Annotated in this window: 17 protein-coding genes; 7 read left to right on the forward strand and 10 right to left on the reverse strand. The window is 51.9% G+C overall.

Annotated features, from left to right (window positions below; genetic code table 11):
* Positions 1–126: 126 nt before the first annotated feature.
* The 4 genes from AACS05_RS20460 to AACS05_RS20475 are packed head-to-tail and all read right to left on the reverse strand — an operon-like array spanning position 127 to position 4,650.
* Positions 127–1,935, reverse strand: coding sequence for a diol dehydratase reactivase subunit alpha (locus tag AACS05_RS20460; RefSeq protein WP_045447787.1), 1,809 nt, complete (start codon positions 1,933–1,935; stop codon positions 127–129).
* A gap of 10 nt (positions 1,936–1,945) precedes the next feature.
* Complete coding sequence (locus AACS05_RS20465) at positions 1,946–2,374, reverse strand: glycerol dehydratase small subunit DhaB3 (protein WP_045447790.1); 429 nt, start codon at positions 2,372–2,374, stop codon at positions 1,946–1,948.
* Positions 2,375–2,376: 2 nt separating this feature from the next.
* Positions 2,377–2,970 (reverse strand): propanediol/glycerol family dehydratase medium subunit, encoded by a 594-nt coding sequence (locus AACS05_RS20470; RefSeq protein WP_045447793.1) that lies wholly within the window; start codon positions 2,968–2,970, stop codon positions 2,377–2,379.
* Between the two features lie 12 nt (positions 2,971–2,982).
* Positions 2,983–4,650: a propanediol/glycerol family dehydratase large subunit gene (locus tag AACS05_RS20475; RefSeq protein ID WP_045447796.1), complete on the reverse strand. Its 1,668-nt coding sequence runs from the start codon at positions 4,648–4,650 to the stop codon at positions 2,983–2,985.
* A 392-nt stretch (positions 4,651–5,042) separates the two neighbouring features.
* Here AACS05_RS20475 and AACS05_RS20480 point away from each other — a divergent pair, with 392 nt between their 5' ends.
* From AACS05_RS20480 to AACS05_RS20495, 4 genes are read left to right on the forward strand one after another with little or no spacing between them, the layout of a single operon-like run.
* Positions 5,043–5,471, forward strand: coding sequence for a GlcG/HbpS family heme-binding protein (locus AACS05_RS20480; protein ID WP_045447799.1), 429 nt, complete (start codon positions 5,043–5,045; stop codon positions 5,469–5,471).
* A gap of 22 nt (positions 5,472–5,493) precedes the next feature.
* Positions 5,494–6,657 (forward strand): 1,3-propanediol dehydrogenase, encoded by a 1,164-nt coding sequence (gene dhaT, locus AACS05_RS20485; RefSeq protein ID WP_045447806.1) that lies wholly within the window; start codon positions 5,494–5,496, stop codon positions 6,655–6,657.
* A 19-nt stretch (positions 6,658–6,676) separates the two neighbouring features.
* Complete coding sequence (locus AACS05_RS20490; protein WP_045447809.1) at positions 6,677–7,030, forward strand: glycerol dehydratase reactivase beta/small subunit family protein; 354 nt, start codon at positions 6,677–6,679, stop codon at positions 7,028–7,030.
* A complete protein-coding gene (locus AACS05_RS20495; RefSeq protein ID WP_045447812.1) occupies positions 7,031–7,561 on the forward strand; it encodes a cob(I)yrinic acid a,c-diamide adenosyltransferase in 531 nt (176 codons plus the stop codon). It abuts the gene before it with no gap.
* Here AACS05_RS20495 and dhaR read toward each other — a convergent pair.
* The 3 genes from dhaR to AACS05_RS20510 all read right to left on the reverse strand — a co-directional run bounded on the left by dhaR (position 7,539) and on the right by AACS05_RS20510 (position 10,938).
* Positions 7,539–9,464 carry a dihydroxyacetone kinase operon transcriptional regulator DhaR gene (gene dhaR, locus AACS05_RS20500; protein WP_045449791.1) on the reverse strand — a complete coding sequence of 642 codons (1,926 nt, stop codon included), beginning with the start codon at positions 9,462–9,464 and terminating at the stop codon, positions 7,539–7,541. The two genes, AACS05_RS20495 and dhaR, sit on opposite strands and share 23 nt — an antisense overlap.
* 92 nt (positions 9,465–9,556) lie before the next feature.
* Positions 9,557–10,654: a glycerol dehydrogenase gene (locus AACS05_RS20505; protein ID WP_045447815.1), complete on the reverse strand. Its 1,098-nt coding sequence runs from the start codon at positions 10,652–10,654 to the stop codon at positions 9,557–9,559.
* A 50-nt stretch (positions 10,655–10,704) separates the two neighbouring features.
* Positions 10,705–10,938, reverse strand: a complete 234-nt coding sequence (locus AACS05_RS20510) for a hypothetical protein (RefSeq protein WP_045449793.1) — start codon at positions 10,936–10,938, stop codon at positions 10,705–10,707.
* Positions 10,939–11,215: 277 nt separating this feature from the next.
* Between AACS05_RS20510 and AACS05_RS20515 the strand changes: the two genes are divergently transcribed.
* Complete coding sequence (locus tag AACS05_RS20515; protein ID WP_045447818.1) at positions 11,216–12,874, forward strand: glycerone kinase; 1,659 nt, start codon at positions 11,216–11,218, stop codon at positions 12,872–12,874.
* Between the two features lie 201 nt (positions 12,875–13,075).
* Here the strand turns inward: AACS05_RS20515 and cfa are convergent, their stop codons facing one another.
* Positions 13,076–14,230, reverse strand: coding sequence for a cyclopropane fatty acyl phospholipid synthase (cfa, locus tag AACS05_RS20520; RefSeq protein ID WP_045447821.1), 1,155 nt, complete (start codon positions 14,228–14,230; stop codon positions 13,076–13,078).
* A gap of 67 nt (positions 14,231–14,297) precedes the next feature.
* Between cfa and AACS05_RS20525 the strand changes: the two genes are divergently transcribed.
* Positions 14,298–15,146 (forward strand): helix-turn-helix domain-containing protein, encoded by an 849-nt coding sequence (locus AACS05_RS20525; protein ID WP_045447824.1) that lies wholly within the window; start codon positions 14,298–14,300, stop codon positions 15,144–15,146.
* Here AACS05_RS20525 and AACS05_RS20530 read toward each other — a convergent pair.
* A complete protein-coding gene (locus AACS05_RS20530) occupies positions 15,140–15,925 on the reverse strand; it encodes a siderophore-interacting protein (RefSeq protein WP_045447828.1) in 786 nt (261 codons plus the stop codon). The two genes, AACS05_RS20525 and AACS05_RS20530, sit on opposite strands and share 7 nt — an antisense overlap.
* Before the next feature lie 237 nt (positions 15,926–16,162).
* On the opposite strand from AACS05_RS20530, the gene AACS05_RS20535 reads away from it, so the two are divergent.
* Positions 16,163–16,843 (forward strand): PadR family transcriptional regulator, encoded by a 681-nt coding sequence (locus AACS05_RS20535; protein ID WP_190284570.1) that lies wholly within the window; start codon positions 16,163–16,165, stop codon positions 16,841–16,843.
* Positions 16,844–16,893: 50 nt separating this feature from the next.
* On the opposite strand, the gene AACS05_RS20540 is transcribed toward AACS05_RS20535, so the two are convergent.
* Positions 16,894–18,414, reverse strand: a complete 1,521-nt coding sequence (locus tag AACS05_RS20540) for a methyl-accepting chemotaxis protein (protein ID WP_045447835.1) — start codon at positions 18,412–18,414, stop codon at positions 16,894–16,896.
* Between the last annotated feature and the right edge of the window lie 112 nt (positions 18,415–18,526).

Genomic DNA, 18,526 nt, shown 5'->3' on the forward strand with positions numbered 1-18,526 from the left:
AATTAACCGCGTAATAAACACATTTATAATATGAACCCAAGTCAGCCGGGATATCAAAGAGAACGTTACCTTTATTTGATTCATGCCTCAGCCAAACGCTTGCGGTGGCGATTTTCTGCACTATTGTTACGCTTCGTCGGCTAAAACCAGCCCGGTTGCCACCGCATTGCGCGGCCCTTCTGTGCCTCGAATATTGCCCTGACCGGCAACGACGCCGTAATGCGACAGCGCTTCGGTGATCATTTGTGGGATTTCAAAATCCAGCGATGAGCCCCCCACCAGCACCACAAAGGTAATATCGCGGATAGAGCCGCCGGGTAAGACCTGGCGCAACGCGCGCAGGCAATTAGTCACAAAGACCTTATCCTTTGCCTGACGACGCACCAGGCGGATTTTCTCCAGCGACGTCTGGTTATCAATAGGGATAAGTTCACCATCTTTCAGATATACCACTTTGGCGAAAACAGAGGGACTTAGCGGCTCGCGAAAAAACTCCACTGCACCATTCTCGTGACGAATACTGAACAGACTCTCCACTTTCGCCAGCGGGTATTTCTTAATCTCCTCAGCCAGAAAAGGATCGTTCAGCCCCAGCTCCGTTTTAATCAGTAAACTGACCATGTTTCCTGCTCCTGCCAGATGCACCGCCTTAACGACACCATCACCATTAATAATGGCGGCATCGGTAGATCCTGCGCCTAAATCAAGGATCGCCAGTGGTGCTGCACATCCGGGGGTGGTCAACGCCCCAGCCACTGCCATATTGGCCTCCACACCGCCGACTTCAACGGACGTACCCAGTCGAGTACTCAGTTCGCTGGCGATCGCCTGCATCTGTAACCGATCGGATTTCACCATCGCCGCAATGCCAACGGCATTCTCCATCGAATGTTCCCCGGCGATACCGCCCTGGACTTTACGGGGGATAAAGGTATCTGCCGCCAACAGATCCTGGATATGTACTGTGTTCATATCGTGGCCGCTCAACGAGGCCATCACCTTACGCACGCGCTCAAGCATACCGCCCGCGTGCGTACCAGCCTCACCACGAATATCGCGTACAGGAGCACATCCGTTCATCGCCTGCATAATCGCCTGTGCCCCTTGCGACACATCGGCTTCGCCACTGCGCTTTTCTCCGCTGATAAAGATCTTTCCTGCCGGGATCACTCGCGACTGTACATCCCCCTGTGGCGTTTTCAACACCACGGCGGAACGATTGCCAATCAGCGCCCTGGCGATCGGCACGATCGTCTGGGTCTCCTCAGGCGTCAGGGCAAAGAAGGTGGCGATACCGTAGGGATTCGACAGCACCCGAACAACCTGCCCTGCCGCAGCAACTTCCACCGCAGCCAGCACACCTTCCGGTACCTTTTCCAGCAGCGTCACTTCATCGACTACCGGCAATGTTCGGTGCAGGCGATTGTTAACCAGCACGCCATCATCCTTTTTCAGGATCGCCGCCACGACGTTAACACCACGATCCAGTGCCTCATTCAACAACCAGACCGCCTCGAGAAAATCTATCTTTTCACCAACCAACGGGATCCAGCCCTGCGCAAACTGATCTTTGTTTAACAAAGCCAACTTTTCCAGAGCGATAGTGGTACCCATCCCTACCCCAACGCCACCCGGAGTTTGTGGGTTATGGCCAATCATTGTCGATTCTGTAATGATGGTTTCAGTGATCGTTTCCATCGCGACATCGCCAATCACTGGTGCGGCCTCGTTGATGCAAACTTTCACCACATCGCTAAGTGACCATGGCGTTTTATCCAGCGCCTGCTGCAAAGAGGCTATCACCCCGGCGATGTTGTCCCGCGTGCCTTTCATACCCGTCGTGGCGACAATCCCGCTGGCGACAAACCTGCCACGCTGTGCCAGCGCCACTTCTGTCGTGGCGTTGCCGATATCAATCCCCGCAACTAACGACATACTGCCTCCGTTATTGGCTGCCTTTCCGCAGCTTGTTTCTCTGCTGATACACCTCTGCTGACTCACGGATAAAACCGGCATTCACCGTAGCGTGCCAGGTGTGTTCAAGCTCATCAGCAATAGCCAGTAATTCCGTCATTGAAGAGCGAAACGGGCGTAGCGCGTTGTAAATTTCCAGAATACGAGCATCCGGAATGGCAATCAGTTCCGCCGCACGACGGAAATTGCGCGCAACGGCGTGACGCTGCATTTGCTCAGCTATCTGTGCCTGATACTCCAGCGTTTGCTGAGAAATACGCACATCCTGCGATCCCACACGCCCCGCCAACACATTCTCAAGGGTGATGTCAGTTAACGGTTTACCGGTAGGCGTAAGGATTTTCTCCGGACAACGAGTCGCTAACGGATAATCCTGCGCGGTCATGATGTTTTCGCTCATGGTCATTCCCTTACTAATGCAACGTGCAGCGTGACAGGAGAGGCGTCCTGCACCACATGTTTGGTTTCTTTAATATGAAACAGCGCGGCTTTAGCCATAAATTTCGGCCTCACCATCTGATCATTCACCACCGGAACAGGCGAGGGTGACTCTTTACGCGCATAACGCGCATAACGCGCAGCGTTCTTGCCGATCTGCCGGTAGGTTTCCAGCGTCAGTAGCGGTGCCTGAGAAAAAAGCTCAAGGTTGCTCAGCGGCAGTAAATCGCGCTGATGAATAACCGTTGTTCCTTTTGACTGGATACCAATACCAATGCCGGAACCGCTAAGGTTCGCCGCATCCCAGGCCATAAACGAAACATCCGAGGTACGCAGGATCCTGACCACCCGCGCATGCAGTCCCTCTTCTTCAATCCCGGCAACCAGCTCTTTCAGGATCGCCTTGTGCGGCATATCAATCAGGGTTTTATGCTGGTATTTATCAAAGGCCGGACCAACGCCAATCACCACCTCATCTGCGCGTTCGTCTGCCTTTGCCGCCTCTCCTTCACTGACCTGCAATGTGAAAACTGGCTTACGTTCAGTTGTGCATTCCACAGGAGTACCGCCTTATTCAATGGAGTTGGGCTGAACCACGCCCGCAATGTTTTTAATTTCCGCCCAGCGTTCAGCGGAAATGCGATAGCCGGTGCCAGGCCCCTGATAATCATTGATATCGTTGACGGCGCTAACCACATCGAACTGACGGTCAAGAATGGCAGATGTTTGCAGGTAATCGCCGGTGACACGCTGTCTCAACATATTGAGAATATTGCTGGCGATATCTTCAAAGCCACTGGCGCTTAATGCACCAACAATATCCAGCCCGGTAATATTGCGCTTCATCATCTCTTCCACCGCTGCCAGATCTTCCACGACATTGCGCGCAGGCATATCTTTGCTGCCGTGGGCATAGGTCGCGGCTTCAACTTCCTCATCACTAATCAGCGGCAGGCCCAGCTCGCGGAATACCGCCTGAATGGCGCGGGCGGCTTTATTACGGATAGCGATGGTTTCCTCTTCAGTGACCGGACGCAGACCACCGTCAACCATCAGATCGCGCTGCAGAATGTTGTAATCATCGAAGTCTTCGGCGTCAAAGTTCGACCCGGCAAACATATTGTCGTAGTTCGGTACTGCGCTGTAGCCGGAGAAGATAAAGTCGGTGCCGGGCAACATCTGCATCAAGGTGCGCGCGGTGCGACGAATATCGGAGTGCGAGAAGGTCTGGTCATTCGCTGATGCCACTTCAAGGTCGAGCATCGAGGCAATCAGGTTTTCCGCCAGCACCGCGCGGATCCCCGACGGCACCGCGCCGGTCATCCCGATACAACTAACCGCACCGTTTTGCAGCCCCTGAACGCCCGCTCCCTTGGTGATAAAAATGCAGCGCGACTCGAGATAGAGCATTGATTTACTTTCTGAATAACCCATCAGCGCTTCAGATCCGGTACCGGAGGTATAGCGCATTTTCAGTCCGCGAGAAGCATAAGCCGAGGCGAGAAAGGCTTTTGACCATGGGGTATCATCGCCATCGGTAAACACCGACTCAGTCCCGTATACCGATACCGTTTCGGCGTAACTGGTGAATCCACGCATCCCCAGTTCCAACTCCGTGGCTTCTTCAACAGAACATTGCGTAAGCACGCCAGGGCGACCACACTGTGAGCCAACCAGTAGCGCCAGTGCGTTAAACGGCGCATAGCGAGCGATACCCACTGTCGTTTCCTGTTCGGAAAAGCCACGGATCCCCGCCTCGGCAGCGTCGGCGGCAATCTGGACCGGATTATCTTTCAGGTTGGTGACGTGGCACTGGTTTGAGGGAGTCCGTCTGGCACGCATTTTTTGCAGCGCCATCATCATCTCCACCACGTTCATTTGCGCCATCACTTCCACCGCCTTCGCCGGGGTGATTGCGGTGGTAATCGCAATAATCTCTTCCCGACTGACGTGGATATCCACCAGCATTCTGGCTATGTCCAGCGCATCGAGCTGCATCGCTTGCTCTGTCCGGGAGACATTAATGGCATAGTCGGCAATAAAACGGTCAATCATGTCGAACTGCGCGCGGCTCTTGCCGTCCAGCTCAACAATACGACCATTTTCCACCTTCACCGACGACGCCGGGTCGTAGGGGCTTTCCATGGCGATTAGCCCTTCTTCCGGCCATTCGCCAATAAGCCCATCCTGGTTTACAGGCCGCCGGGCAAGGGCTTCGAATCGTTTTGATCTTCTCATAATTTATAGACTCAAAAGATAAAGAATAGAGACGCTGGGCCAGATCGCCGGAGGATTAAATCCCCGGCAATCGCCTTTCATCAGCAATATCCGAACTTTAAATGAGCAGACCAATAAAAAAATTAAATTAATTTCGTTCCAATTTGGTACGTAATTAAACTTCTTCGTTCCACATTGAAACGGCTATCTGAAATATTCACAGCGAATTGTGACAGGGTTAAATGATCATTATCAACAAATGCCAAAAGCAGTAAATAAACTTAATTTTTTAGAAAACCTCACCCTATTGACTTAATAACACGCAGCGCGAGAATAAAGAAAATCCACTAAAAAAATAGCTGACGCACAATATTTTTCGCGACCTCAGCCCTACAATCTTGTCAGGAGATAATGTGAATAAGACCCAACCCATCGCCACCATCACACTGGCGGCAGCAAAGAAAATGGCAGCCACAGTCGAGGCGAAAGCGCATGAAATCAACGTTCCGGTAGTCTTTTCTGTTGTTGATCACGGCGGAAATGCGCTGCTGATGCAACGTATGGACGAGGCATTTATCACCAGTTGTGACATTTCTCTCAATAAAGCGTATACCGCCTGCTGCCTGCGACAAGGTACTCACGAAATTACTGATGTGGTACAACCTGGTACTTCTCTATATGGTTTACAGCTAACCAACCAACAGCGAATAGTTATTTTTGGCGGCGGCTTGCCTGTCATATCAAACGGAAAAACAATCGGTGCTGTCGGCGTCAGTGGCGGCACTGTTGAACAGGATATGTTATTAGCCCAAAGCGCACTGAATTGCTTCTCTGAATTATAAATTAAACTTAAGAAGGTATATTATGAGCTATCGTATGTTTGATTACCTGGTGCCAAATGTGAACTTTTTTGGCCCTAATGCTATTTCCGTCGTCGGCGAACGCTGCAAACTACTGGGTGGGAAAAAAGCACTTCTGGTTACTGATAAAGGCCTGCGGGCAATTAAAGACGGTGCGGTAGATAAAACCCTCAGCCATCTGCGTGAAGCCGGTATTGAGGTAGTGGTTTTTGATGGCGTCGAGCCGAATCCTAAAGACACCAACGTACGTGATGGCCTGGCAGTTTTTCGTAAAGAGCAGTGCGATATTATCGTCACCGTCGGTGGCGGTAGCCCGCACGACTGCGGTAAAGGCATTGGCATCGCCGCCACTCATGAAGGCGATCTCTACAGCTATGCCGGAATTGAAACACTGACCAACCCGCTGCCTCCAATCGTTGCGGTCAATACCACCGCCGGTACCGCCAGCGAAGTGACCCGCCACTGCGTGCTGACTAACACCAAAACAAAAGTGAAATTCGTTATTGTCAGCTGGCGCAACCTGCCGTCTGTCTCTATTAATGATCCACTGCTGATGCTCGGAAAGCCTGCACCACTCACCGCCGCCACCGGGATGGATGCATTGACTCACGCCGTTGAGGCGTATATTTCAAAAGATGCCAACCCGGTCACCGATGCCGCTGCTATCCAGGCGATTCGCCTGATCGCCCGTAATTTACGTCAGGCCGTCGCGCTGGGCAGCAACCTGAAAGCCCGCGAAAATATGGCCTATGCCTCTCTGCTGGCGGGTATGGCCTTTAACAACGCCAACCTCGGCTACGTGCATGCCATGGCACACCAGCTAGGTGGCCTGTATGACATGCCGCACGGCGTGGCAAATGCTGTTCTGCTGCCACACGTGGCGCGTTATAACCTGATTGCCAACCCGGAAAAATTCGCTGATATCGCCGGTTTTATGGGCGAGAACACAGATGGCCTGTCCACCATGGACGCCGCTGAACTGGCGATTCATGCGATTGCCCGCCTCTCTGCCGATATCGGGATTCCGCAGCATCTGCGCGAGCTTGGCGTAAAAGAAGAAGATTTCCCGTATATGGCGGAAATGGCGCTGAAAGACGGCAACGCGTTCTCGAACCCGCGTAAAGGGAATGAGAAAGAGGTTGCCGAAATCTTCCGCCAGGCGTTCTGACTGAAAAAGGGGGGACGCAATGTCACTTTCATCTCCAGGTGTGCATCTTTTTTATCACTCGCGCTGGCAGGATACTCGCGTGCTTGATGAGCTGTGCTGGGGACTGGAAGAGCAAGGCGTCCCCTGCAAGGCCATCAGTTACGACGAGAATGAGAGCGCGTTGGCGCTCAGCAAACGGGCAGCAAAAAGCTCGGCGCTGCGCGTTGGTCTCGGCCTCAGCGTGACGGGGGATATTGCCTTAACCCATGCCCAGTTACCCGAGGATCGTGCGCTGGTCTGTGGGCATATCGCTGCCGGAATCGAACAGGTTCGCACCCTTGGCGCCAACGCCGGTCAACTGGTCAAAGTTCTTCCCTTCAGTGAGATAACATAAATGTATCGCATCTATACCCGAACCGGCGATAAGGGCACTACCGCGTTGTTTGGCGGCAGTCGTATCGACAAAGATGATATCCGCGTTAATGCCTACGGCACCGTAGATGAGCTGATTTCCCAGCTTGGCGTCTGCTACGCTACGACCCGGCAAACAGAGCTACAGCAGGATCTACACGCCATCCAGAAAACACTGTTTGTGCTGGGCGCCGAGCTAGCCAGTGATGAAAAAGGTCTTTCCCGTTTAAAACAGACCATTGGCGAAGGGGATATTCAGACACTGGAGCAACTGATTGACCGCAATATGGCGCAAAGTGGCCCGCTTAAAGAGTTTGTGACTCCAGGGAAAAATCTGGCATCTGCGCAATTGCACGTTGCACGAACGCTGACACGACGGCTGGAGCGTATTCTCACAGCAATGGACAGAACAATTGCCGTACGCGGAGAGCTTAAGCGTTACATCAATCGCTTATCGGATGCGCTGTTCTCAATGGCCAGAATTGAAGAAACTACTCCAGATGTTTGCGTTTAAACTGGCTGGCATCAATGTCGTACTGTTTCATCTTGCGCCACAGCGTGGTACGCCCAATGTTCAGCAGTTGCGACATCTCCTGCACACGCCCACTGGTAACACGAGCAGCGTGGATGATCGCCTCTTTTTCGATGGCGGTAAACGTCAGGCTGGCAGGAAGCAGCGACGATGCGGCCTCCAGACCTGGACGTTCGGCAAACAGATAATCCGGCAGATTGCTCAGGCGAATATGGCCGTTATCGCTGCTGATGGCGATATTCTCGATAATGCTGTTTAGCTCGAAGTCATTGCCCGGCCACGAATAAGCTACCAGTTGTGCCAGCGCGTCGTCGTCCAGTTTCAGGCTGGATGAAAAGCGTTTCTTCAGGCTGTTAAGGCGCGTATGAATCAGTGCCGGAATACTGTTACGCCGCGCCCGCAGCGGTGGAATAACAATCTCAAAGGAGTGTAGTGCGTAATACAGCTGGCGGCTAAAGCGGTTTTGCTCCACCAGATTCGCAAGATCTACCGTGGTAGTGGCGATCACTTTCACATCAACCGGGATCAACCGACGGGCATCGAGGCGAGTCAACACCCCCTGCTTGATCACCTGTAACAGAGCAGATTGTAGCTCCGGCGCCAGATACTCAATTTTTTCCAGAAACAGCGTGCCACCGTTCGCCAGTTCGAGGCGACTCAGTCGACCATTTTCATCATCGGTTGGTGCACTGCCCGTAAAGTCCTGCCCCAGTACGCTGTTGGCATACAACTGGCAGTTCACGGCAATATAAGGGCCGCTGGCACGTTCGCTTTCATTGTGAATGGCCTGACTGAGAAGCTCTTTACCCACCCCCTCTTCACCGCACAACAGGATCGGGAAACTTCCCCTGGCCGCCTGGCGACCAAAATGAATCAAACGCCGGGTTTCCGGATCATCCGTCGACATCTGTTCAAAAGTATGGCTAACCTTGCCCAGTTGACTGGTCATCAACTGACGCATTTGCTCAACCGGATGCAATAGCAAAATAAAGCTGTTGCCCTGTTCTTCTACAATCGGCTTCAGAGTAATGACCGCATCAACAAACTGATGCTGACTCTCAAAGGTGACTTCGACGTGATTCAGGCCGCGGGCATGTTTAATCGCACGACGCAGCAGGGTGGGTAAATTGACCAGGTCATTAATGTTTTTCCCCTGGCTGGCTTGGGCATCCAGATGCAACAGCATGGCGGCGCGTGCATTGAGAAACTGCAGTACGCCCTGCTCGTTCCAGGCCATCACGCCATCATCCATACTCTCCAGCAATCCGTACATCTGATTGAGATGTCGGTTAGATTCGGCTAACAGGCTGTCGGTCAGCAAAGAATTACCGACTTCCCTGGCAATCGCCAGCGTCAGCGATAAATCAGAAATGGATTCATGCTCTACCAGGCAGCAAAGCGAAATCGAGCCAAACAGTCGCCCGTGGTTATCAAACACCGGCGTTGAGCAAAATGACCACGGATGTAGCGCCTGTTTAAAGTGCTGATCCCCGCTGGTTTTTGTCGGTTGTCCTGGCATTGTCGCCAGCGACAATGCACAGCTGCCAATGATGCTCTCAGCACAGTAGCTACCATCCAGAAACCCAAGTTCCGCCAGTTGTTCTACCGTCTGTGGATCGCCGCAACGGCTGAGAATACAGGCAGACTCATCCAGAATAAGCAGCGCGCAGGGACGTCCGTCCATAAACTCCCAGGCATCTTCCAGCGCAGCCTGACCTATCGTCAGCAGCGCAGTCTTACGTCGACAAATCGACTCAAAAGTCAGTCCCTGCGCCTGATGCGGCGCCTGCCACGTTTCACGCTGCATAAACTTGCTGCAACGATGCCATGACTGGGCGATGACCGAAGAGACTTCCTTCCCGATGTCCTGAGTGTGCGCCGTCATATCCATTTCCGCTGTTTTACCATAGACAACCCCTCCGGCAGAGACTGTCAGAGGGGAGAAAAGATGCCGGAAAGAGGCTTACCGACGCCTGATTAACGTGCCAGCCACTGCTGCCCCAGCAGGTCCGCCGTCAGAATAGCGGCATGAACACTTTCTGGTGTCACCGGGAACGGCATATTGTGAATGGTTTCACCTTCCGCACAGGTCGCTTTGGCAACGGCATGAATCTTGTCGTCGATGCCTTCTTTTACGCCCATTTGCGCCAGCGTGACCGGCAGGCCAACTTTCTGGCAGAAATCCAGCACGGTTTCTATCTCTTCCATTGGGCTATTTTGCAGGACCAGTTGTGCCAGCGTACCAAACGCAACTTTTTCACCATGGTACAAATGGTGGCACTCTTCCAGAATCGTGAAGCCGTTATGGATCGCATGTGCGCCCGCGAGACCGCTGCTTTCAAAGCCGATGCCGCTGAGATAAGTATTCGCTTCCACGATACGCTCCAGTGCATCCGTCACCACGCCAGCCTGCGCTGCACAGCGTGCCTTTTCGCCTTCTGCCAGCAACGTATCATAGCACAGGCGTGCCAGGCTCAGTGCCGCCGCCGTGGACTGCCCGCCCGCCATGCTGGTCGCTCTGGCATCGTAACAGGCTTTCGCTTCAAACCAGGTTGAAAGCGCATCGCCCATTCCGGCAACCAGCAGACGCACCGGCGCCCTGGCGATAATCGCCGTATCCATCACCACCATATCCGGGTTTTTCGGGTAGATCAGATACTCTTCAAACTCACCGGCTTCAGTATAGATAACGGACAGCGCACTGGTTGGTGCATCAGTAGAGGCAATAGTCGGAATCACCACCACCGGCAGCTTCTGGTAATAGCCAATCGCTTTGGCTGTATCCAGCGTTTTCCCGCCGCCAATCCCCACAACGCCACGGCAGCCATGTTGTTTCAAAATGGCAATCAGACGATTAATTTCCACATGGCTGCATTCACCATTAAAGCGTTCCGCATGACAGCTAATGTCGTGGCTGTGCAGGCCGTTGAGCACTTTCTCCCCCGCCAGCTTCATCACGAAGTCATCTGCAATCACGAAAAAGCTGTCCGCCAGATTTTTAGCGTATTGACCAAATAAGATAGAAGCGTCAGGACCCTGGAGATATTTGGCTGGAGATTGAATAACTTTTAGCATTCCTTTCATCCTCAAATAAGTACATGTTTTTACATGATGAGCCCTGGCGTTCACCTGTTTAGCCTGATGTAGATAGCAAAACGAAGGGGTACCGGAGCGATGCAATAACTGTATGGCGAGGCGTGAACAAAAAAATCTTTCGTCTTTTTGTTCTGATATGAAACAGATAAAAATGACTGACGTTCCATATTGGAACGATTAACCCTGAAATTAATAAGGTTTGCGATCCCGATCCGCTCATTTAGCGCCAATGCCGCGCGGGTAACTAAAATCAGGTTTTGCATTTCCTCTCCACCACCGTCGTAACCATCCGAAAATAGCATCCTGCGACGTATTACCCTCTCTAATACAAAGAGAAAAAAGTTGTTCGGGTTCGCATTGTGTAATTTTTTCGTACAGTTACGTTCCATTTTGGAACAAAAAAGAACATTCATGTTCCGTAATGAAACTCATTTTGCATGTGTTTTTTTCCGCACTGACTCAGCCAAAATCTCTCCATCGCCTCCGCACCATGTCAATGCATCCGGGGGTTTGTTTTACTCTTAATCTCCAGGAGCCGTTATGTCTCAATTCTTTTTTAATCAGCGCAACCATCTCGTAAACGACGTTATCGACGGTACGATCATCTCCAGCCCGTGGAACAACCTGGCACGTCTGGAGAGCGATCCAGCCATTCGTATCGTGGTACGTCGCGACCTCAATAAAAATAACGTGGCAGTGATCTCCGGCGGTGGCTCAGGGCACGAACCCGCTCATGTCGGGTTTATCGGCAAGGGCATGTTAACCGCAGCTGTCTGTGGCGACGTATTTGCTTCGCCAAGCGTGGATGCGGTACTGACAGCCATTCAGGCGGTAACCGGTGACGCAGGTTGCCTGTTGATCGTTAAGAATTACACTGGCGACCGTCTTAACTTTGGTCTTGCGGCAGAGAAAGCCCGTCGGCTTGGCTATAACGTCGAGATGCTGATCGTCGGTGATGACATTTCGCTGCCGGATAACAAACATCCTCGCGGTATCGCCGGGACTATTCTGGTACATAAAATTGCCGGCTATTTTGCCGAGCGCGGCTATAACCTCGCCACCGTCCTGCGTGAAGCGCAATATGCGGCAAACAACACCTTCAGCCTTGGTGTTGCGCTCTCCAGTTGTCATCTGCCGCAGGAAACCGAGACTGCACCACGTCATCATTCGGGGCATGCAGAACTGGGAATGGGTATTCACGGTGAGCCGGGCGCATCCGTGATCTCCACCCAAAACAGTGCGCAGATTGTCAATCTGATGGTAGATAAGCTGATTGCCGTGCTGCCTGAAACCGGTCGCCTGGCAGTGATGATTAATAACCTCGGCGGCGTGTCGATTGCGGAAATGGCTATTCTGACCCACGAACTGGCAACCAGCCCACTGCACTCGCGCATCGACTGGCTGATTGGCCCTGCCTCGCTGGTCACAGCTCTGGATATGAAAGGCTTTTCGCTGACGGCCATCGTGCTGGAAGAGAGCATCGAAAAAGCGCTGTTAACCGAGGTGGAAACCACCAGTTGGCCAACCCCCGTACCACCACGTGAAATCACTACCGTGCCATCATCTCAGCGCAGTGCACGCGTGGAATTCCAGCCTTCAGAGAACGCGCTGGTAGCCGGAATCATTGAACAGGTCACCGGGACGCTTTCCGGCCTGGAAGCACATCTCAACGCGCTGGATGCCAAAGTGGGTGATGGTGATACCGGTTCAACCTTTGCGGCAGGCGCACGTGAAATTGCCGACCAGCTACAGCGTAAGCAACTACCGCTTGCTGATCTGGCCACGCTGTTCGCGTTGATTGGGGAGCGTCTGACTGTGGTTATGGGAGGTTCCAGCGGCGTGCTGATGTCCATCTTCTTTACCGCAGCCGGGCAGAAACTGGAACAAGGTGCTGAGGTTGCCGAAGCGCTGAATACGGGTCTGGCTCAGATGAAGTTTTACGGTGGCGCGGATGAAGGCGATCGCACGATGATTGATGCGTTGCAGCCCGCACTAACCTCTCTGTTGGCACAACCGCAAAACCTGCAAGCTGCTTTTGAGGCCGCACAAGCTGGCGCAGAACGCACTTGTCTGTCGAGCAAAGCCAACGCGGGTCGCGCGTCTTACCTCAATAGCGAAAGCCTGCTCGGTAATATGGACCCCGGCGCACATGCTGTCGCGATGGTGTTTAAAGCGCTGGCAGAGAATGCTCTCAAATAGTCCTTCAAAAAACTCAGGTGGTGAGGTGTGGCGGGTCCGGTTGAAAATTGCCGACGCGTTTCCGTAAGGCCAGGGGAGCCAGCATGAATGCTGGCTCAGGGCGCGCTTTACGGTGAGCGGAACTCGATTCAGGAATCAAATGTTCTCGATAAATGCGACAGGCGTTGGCACGAGTTCGCATGAATCTCTCTACTAACCCTATTAGCGATAAACGCGAATACCGCCCTCGACGCCACGGCTAAACAGTACCTGCCAAAGCTCAATGTCTCGGGCGCGGAAAGCTCCGGCGCATGCGCATAAATAGTAATTGAACATTCTTCTAAAAGTGGCGGAGTAATGTGAAGACAACTCTGGCCATGCCTGATTAAAACGCTGGTGCCAGGCCATCAGCGTTTTATCATAATCACTACCGAAGTTATGCCAGTCCTCCATCACAAACCGCGACTCACTGGCCTCGGCAATATGCGATATCGCCGGTAAACATCCGTTCGGGAAAATATATTTATTGATCCACGGATCTACACTCATCCCTTTTTTATTGCTGCCAATGGTGTGAAGCAGAAAGAGGCCATCAGGTTTTAAACAGCGGTCAGCGATACTGAAATAGGTATCGTAGTTTTTCGGCCCCACATGTTCGAACATCCCCACGGAGACAATACGATCGTAGTGCTTATCAAGGTCACGATAGTCCTGAAGCAGAATGGTGACATCCAGCCCGTCACAGCGCTGCTGCGCCATTTTCTGTTGCTCTTTCGAGATGGTGACACCCTCTACCGCCACGCCATAATGGCGCGCTGCATATTCTGCCAGGCCACCCCATCCGCAACCGATATCCAGTAAACGCATCCCCGGCTTCAGTTGCAACTTCTCGCAGATCATTTTTAATTTGGCATTTTGCGCATCCTCTAATGAGGTCGCATCTTTCCAGTAGCCACAGGAATATTGCATGTACGGATCAAGCATCAGGGCGAAGAGATCATTACCAATATCATAATGCTCTTTGCCGACAATCCAGGCCCGGCTGCGCGACTGCAAATTAAAAAGGCGTGCACTGGCAATGCGTAAAATATCTTTCAGATTGCCCGGCATTTTTTGATCGAGTTTTGCTTTGAGGATCTTGCAGAACAGAATATCGAGCCGTTCGCAGTCCCACCAGCCTTCCATATAGCTTTCGCCAAGCCCTAAAGAACCTTGTTGCAGTACCCGTTTAAAGAAACCGGCATGATGAAGTTGAATATCCCAGGCACGCGAACCATTGATCTGGATATCAGCCTGCTGGAGCAGCTCTTTCCCCATCCGCGTCCAATTATCATTTGTTTCATTTACGATTACAGCATCTGAACAAAGCGTGTCCATGGTCTTTACCAAAAGTGGGCTAATAATTCTTAGGCAAGATTATTATGGAAAACAGAGTGTATGTATTATGATTTGCGGACAAGATCTATCGAGTAGAGGCCACATAACCGGGAGCATTACGTATTTCTTTATGGAAACCATCAAGCAGAAACAGTGGAATTCCTTCCCGGATGACTCAATGGCAGAACTGCCGCAGGATGTTTACTTTCGCTCATATGTCCTTGAAGCGAATAACCATGTACCGCAGCACTCACACTCTTTTACCCAGTTTCATTTTGCCCGCAAGGGAAGCATGCGTATTGATGTCGCCGGCAAATGCTGGATAATCCCCGCGCATTATGGAATCTGGATCCCTCATAATATTGAACATGCGGTGTGGGCGCTGGATGATGTTCATTTAGAGAATCTGGATATTAAACCGGACTTTCTGGAGAAACGTATTGATGAGTGTAAAGTGGTCGCCATCAGTGATTTCGCCCGAGAGTTTATTCATTACGCGACCAACTTAATTTCGGGCCATTACGATCGTCAGTCAAAAGAAGGGAAGCTGGTCAGCGTATTGGTCGATATTATTTTGCAGTTACCGGAAGTTGCCTTTGTATTACCCTGGCCACAGGATCGCGAATTAACAAAAATCTGCCGGACAATACAGGAATCCCCCGCGCTGGAGCATTCGTTAGAGTACTGGGCGCAGCATCTCGGCATGTCGCCTCGCACATTTTCGCGCCATTTCAAAAAAGAAACGGGATTACCTTTCAGCGTCTGGAAGCAAAAAATGCGGATTCTGGAATCCGTATTAATGCTTAAGAAAAATAAAAGCGTGACCGCCGCCGCACTCGACGTGGGTTATTCGAGCACCGCGGCATTTAGCTACGCGTTTCGCCAGGCCTTTGGCGTTCCTCCGTCTAATTATTGATCAGCGGCTTTGCGTTGGTGCCAGTAAGCAGCTGCACGTACCAGTTGCTGATCGAACGCCTCGGTTTCAAAGCGGGCACTCAGGTTTTTCACCACTTTTCCTTCGCCTGTTATCCAGATGAAATAATCTTCTGCAGGTACATTTAGTTGCGCCAGCACGTCGTTCACCGCCTGCTCGTTATGACCGACAAACCACTGGATAGCAAACCCGTCGAGGTGGGAAAGATAATCCTGGCAGGCTGCATCCTGCACGCTCACCAGTGCAGTCACCTCTGGACGCACCGCTAAACGACTCAGCGCTTCCAGGCGGCGGCGCAGAGCTGGCATTCCCGACTCATCACACACGTAAACCTGATACGCATAGTCTTCTGGTACCACCAGAGAACCGCGTGGTCCACCGATTGTCAGCTTGTCACCTTCACGGGCGTTCATCGCCCAGGTACTCGCCACGCCGCCGTCATGAATGAAGAAATCCAGCGCCAGCTCATGACGCGCTTCATCATACAGCGGCGTGTAATCCCGGGATGCAGGACGGACTCCCTCTGCCCAGACAATGCCCTCATCCGTCACCACTGGCGGCACAAAATGCGTACCCGGTTCAGGAAAAAAGACTTTGGAGTGATCATCAAAACCGCGTGAGCTAAAGCCATCCAGTGCGTCACCGCCAAGAACGATACGCTGAAAACCCGCGCTTATGCGTTCAACGCGCAGAACTGAGAGTTCGCGAAAGCGCAGTTCATTACGAACGCGCTGTGGGTAGCGTGGGGTATTTTTTGTCATTTTTCCGCCTTCGTGAAAATAATACGATATATCTAATTAAATTTTTAAATGATAATGATTGCTAGTTACAAATATTGCAAGCACTTTTTTTGATATAGTCTCGCTCTGCTTATCAGAACGACAACACCGAATTAAAAATAATAAAAATCAATATATTATAATCAATAAAAATAACATCCTTGCAAAACACCAGATTTTAGATATAAATTAGATATATCTAAATAACATCAGGAGAAGATGATGCAAAACCAACATGAAGGTTGCTGCAAAAAAGCAGAACACCAACACGAAGGATGCTGCAAAGGTGAAAGGCATCACCACGAAGGCCATGACACCGAGCATCACCATCAGGGTTGCTGCAAAAGTGAAGAACATCGCCACGAAGGTTGTAACAAAGAGCACCACCACGAGCACGGCTGCGGACATCGCCATGGCCGGGGCGGCGGCGGCCGTCGTCAGCGCTTTTTCGGCCACGGCGAATTGCGCCTGGTGATTCTGGATATTTTGACCCGCGATGCCAGCCACGGCTATGAACTGATCAAAGCCATCGAAACACTGACCCAGGGTAATTACACACCAAGCCCCGGCGTGATTTATCCGACGCTGGATTTTTTGCAGGACCAGGAACTGATTGTCATCAACGATGAAGAAAGCGGACGTAAACAGATAACGATCACCACGCAAGGTCAGCAGTGGCTTGATGAAAACCGTGAGCATCTGGAACATATCCACGAACGCATTAAAGCGCGTTGTGTGGGTTTTGAATTACGTAAAAATCCGCAAATGAAACGGGCGCTGGATAACTTCAAGGCCGTACTGGATCTGCGGGTTAATCATGGTGATACCAGCGATGCGCAGATCAAAAAAATCATCGGTATTATCGATCGTGCCTCACTGGACATCACCCAGTTAGATTAAAACAAACCGGTCAAAAGGCGGAACCCGTTGTTCCGCCTTCACACCTGAGGTTAATGCAGGACCGTTACGGCATCTTCCAGACGCCCGGCACGATGTTTCACCATCGCTGAAATGTGGGCACTCTCTTCGACAAGTTCTGCATTTTTCTGCGTAATGCTGCTCAATTCATTCACCGCGCGAGTCAGGCTGGAAAGCCCATCCGCCTGTTCCAGCGTGGAGTGGCTGATTTGGGCAATCAGTTGGGTAACGTTTTGTACCTGCGCCACAATGTCGTCCATTGTGCGCCCGGCAGCGTGAACCTGATCGGAACCAGACTGCACTTTGTCAGCGCTGGCATCGATCAATTTGCGGATGTCATTCGCCGCACTGGCGCTACGGCTGGCAAGATGGCGTACCTCTCCCGCCACCACGGCGAACCCTTTCCCCTGCTCGCCCGCTCGCGCGGCTTCAACCGCTGCGTTCAACGCCAGAATGTTAGTCTGGAAGGCAATATCGTTAATCAGAGTAGTGATAGTGCCGATCCGCTGGGTGCTATTAGCAATATCGTCCATCGTTTTAATGACGGTGTCCATCGCCTCACCACCCTGCGTTGCCGCACTGCTGGCTGCAATGGAGAGCTTGTCGGCAGCGGATGCTGTCGCGGAGTTTTGCTTCACCGACGCCGCCATCTGGTTCATCGTCGTCACCGTTTCCTGCACATTTTCTACCGTCTGTTGCGTGTGCCGGTTCAAATCATCACTGCCTTTTGCCAGCGTTTCGCTGTCGTTACGCACACAGGAAACCTGGCTTGAAACATCATGGATAAGCCAGCGACACATTAATCCCAGTTGCCCCACTGACCGTAACATCAGCCCCAATTCATCGCTGCGGTTAAGGTGCGACACGCTATTGCGCTCTCCGGTCGCGACTTTCAGCGCCTGACGGGCAACATTCTCGATTGGGCGTACAATTTGCCATTCGAAGATCGCCGTTCCAGCCAGCATCACCAGCGCACTCATCAGCAGTAGCGGCCATTCAGTCCCCATCTGCTGCAACGCAACGGCCAGCACGGCAAACATCAATGCCATCACACTACGTACCCGCCAGCGCACCGGGAGCGACGGGAGTTTACCCAGCCAGCCTTTACGCACCACCAGCCCTTTATGAATACGCCTGTTACAACGCCCTTCATTCAGCGCCTTATATAAAGGCTCTACCGCCGCGATCTCTTCCTCCGTCGCCCGGGTCCGGATGGACATATACCCGGTAACATGTCCATCCCGCACCATCGGCACCGCGTTGGCTCTCACCCAATAGTGATCGCCATTTTTACGTCGGTTTTTCACAATCCCACTCCACGGCTCGCCCTGCTGCAGCGTGTACCACATATCCGCAAACGCCGCTTTTGGCATATCCGGATGACGAACCAGGTTATGCGGCTTACCGAGCAATTCATTCAGCTGATAGCCGCTGACCTGAACAAAGGTATCGTTCGCATGGGTAATATAGCTTTGTAAATCGGTGGTCGACATGAGGGTGATATCATCATCCAGCGGTGTATTTTGCTGACTAACGTAGGGATGAGAAGACATGGTTGCGTCCTGTGCAGGTTATCTGGTTGTTAACTCTTTCGGCTTATGTTATTTCGGCGCTAATCTTTTTAACTTTAGTTGTTAAATTTGATTTAGATCGCAATTTGCGATT

The sequence above is a fragment of the Citrobacter sp. S-77 genome (assembly GCF_963864895.1).
GTDB classification, from domain to species: Bacteria; Pseudomonadota; Gammaproteobacteria; order Enterobacterales; family Enterobacteriaceae; genus Citrobacter; species Citrobacter murliniae.

Excerpts from the sequence above, each read along its gene's own strand:
- AACS05_RS20460 (WP_045447787.1), bottom strand. The coding sequence starts at position 1,935 with ATGTCGTTAGTTGCGGGGATTGATATCGGCAACGCCACGACAGAAGTG.
- AACS05_RS20465 (WP_045447790.1), bottom strand. The coding sequence starts at position 2,374 with ATGAGCGAAAACATCATGACCGCGCAGGATTATCCGTTAGCGACTCGT.
- AACS05_RS20475 (WP_045447796.1), bottom strand. The coding sequence starts at position 4,650 with ATGAGAAGATCAAAACGATTCGAAGCCCTTGCCCGGCGGCCTGTAAAC.
- dhaT (WP_045447806.1), top strand. The coding sequence starts at position 5,494 with ATGAGCTATCGTATGTTTGATTACCTGGTGCCAAATGTGAACTTTTTT.
- AACS05_RS20490 (WP_045447809.1), top strand. The coding sequence starts at position 6,677 with ATGTCACTTTCATCTCCAGGTGTGCATCTTTTTTATCACTCGCGCTGG.
- AACS05_RS20495 (WP_045447812.1), top strand. The coding sequence starts at position 7,031 with ATGTATCGCATCTATACCCGAACCGGCGATAAGGGCACTACCGCGTTG.
- dhaR (WP_045449791.1), bottom strand. The coding sequence starts at position 9,464 with ATGACGGCGCACACTCAGGACATCGGGAAGGAAGTCTCTTCGGTCATC.
- AACS05_RS20505 (WP_045447815.1), bottom strand. The coding sequence starts at position 10,654 with ATGCTAAAAGTTATTCAATCTCCAGCCAAATATCTCCAGGGTCCTGAC.
- AACS05_RS20510 (WP_045449793.1), bottom strand. The coding sequence starts at position 10,938 with ATGCAAAACCTGATTTTAGTTACCCGCGCGGCATTGGCGCTAAATGAG.
- AACS05_RS20515 (WP_045447818.1), top strand. The coding sequence starts at position 11,216 with ATGTCTCAATTCTTTTTTAATCAGCGCAACCATCTCGTAAACGACGTT.
- cfa (WP_045447821.1), bottom strand. The coding sequence starts at position 14,230 with ATGGACACGCTTTGTTCAGATGCTGTAATCGTAAATGAAACAAATGAT.
- AACS05_RS20525 (WP_045447824.1), top strand. The coding sequence starts at position 14,298 with ATGATTTGCGGACAAGATCTATCGAGTAGAGGCCACATAACCGGGAGC.
- AACS05_RS20530 (WP_045447828.1), bottom strand. The coding sequence starts at position 15,925 with ATGACAAAAAATACCCCACGCTACCCACAGCGCGTTCGTAATGAACTG.
- AACS05_RS20535 (WP_190284570.1), top strand. The coding sequence starts at position 16,163 with ATGATGCAAAACCAACATGAAGGTTGCTGCAAAAAAGCAGAACACCAA.
- AACS05_RS20540 (WP_045447835.1), bottom strand. The coding sequence starts at position 18,414 with ATGTCTTCTCATCCCTACGTTAGTCAGCAAAATACACCGCTGGATGAT.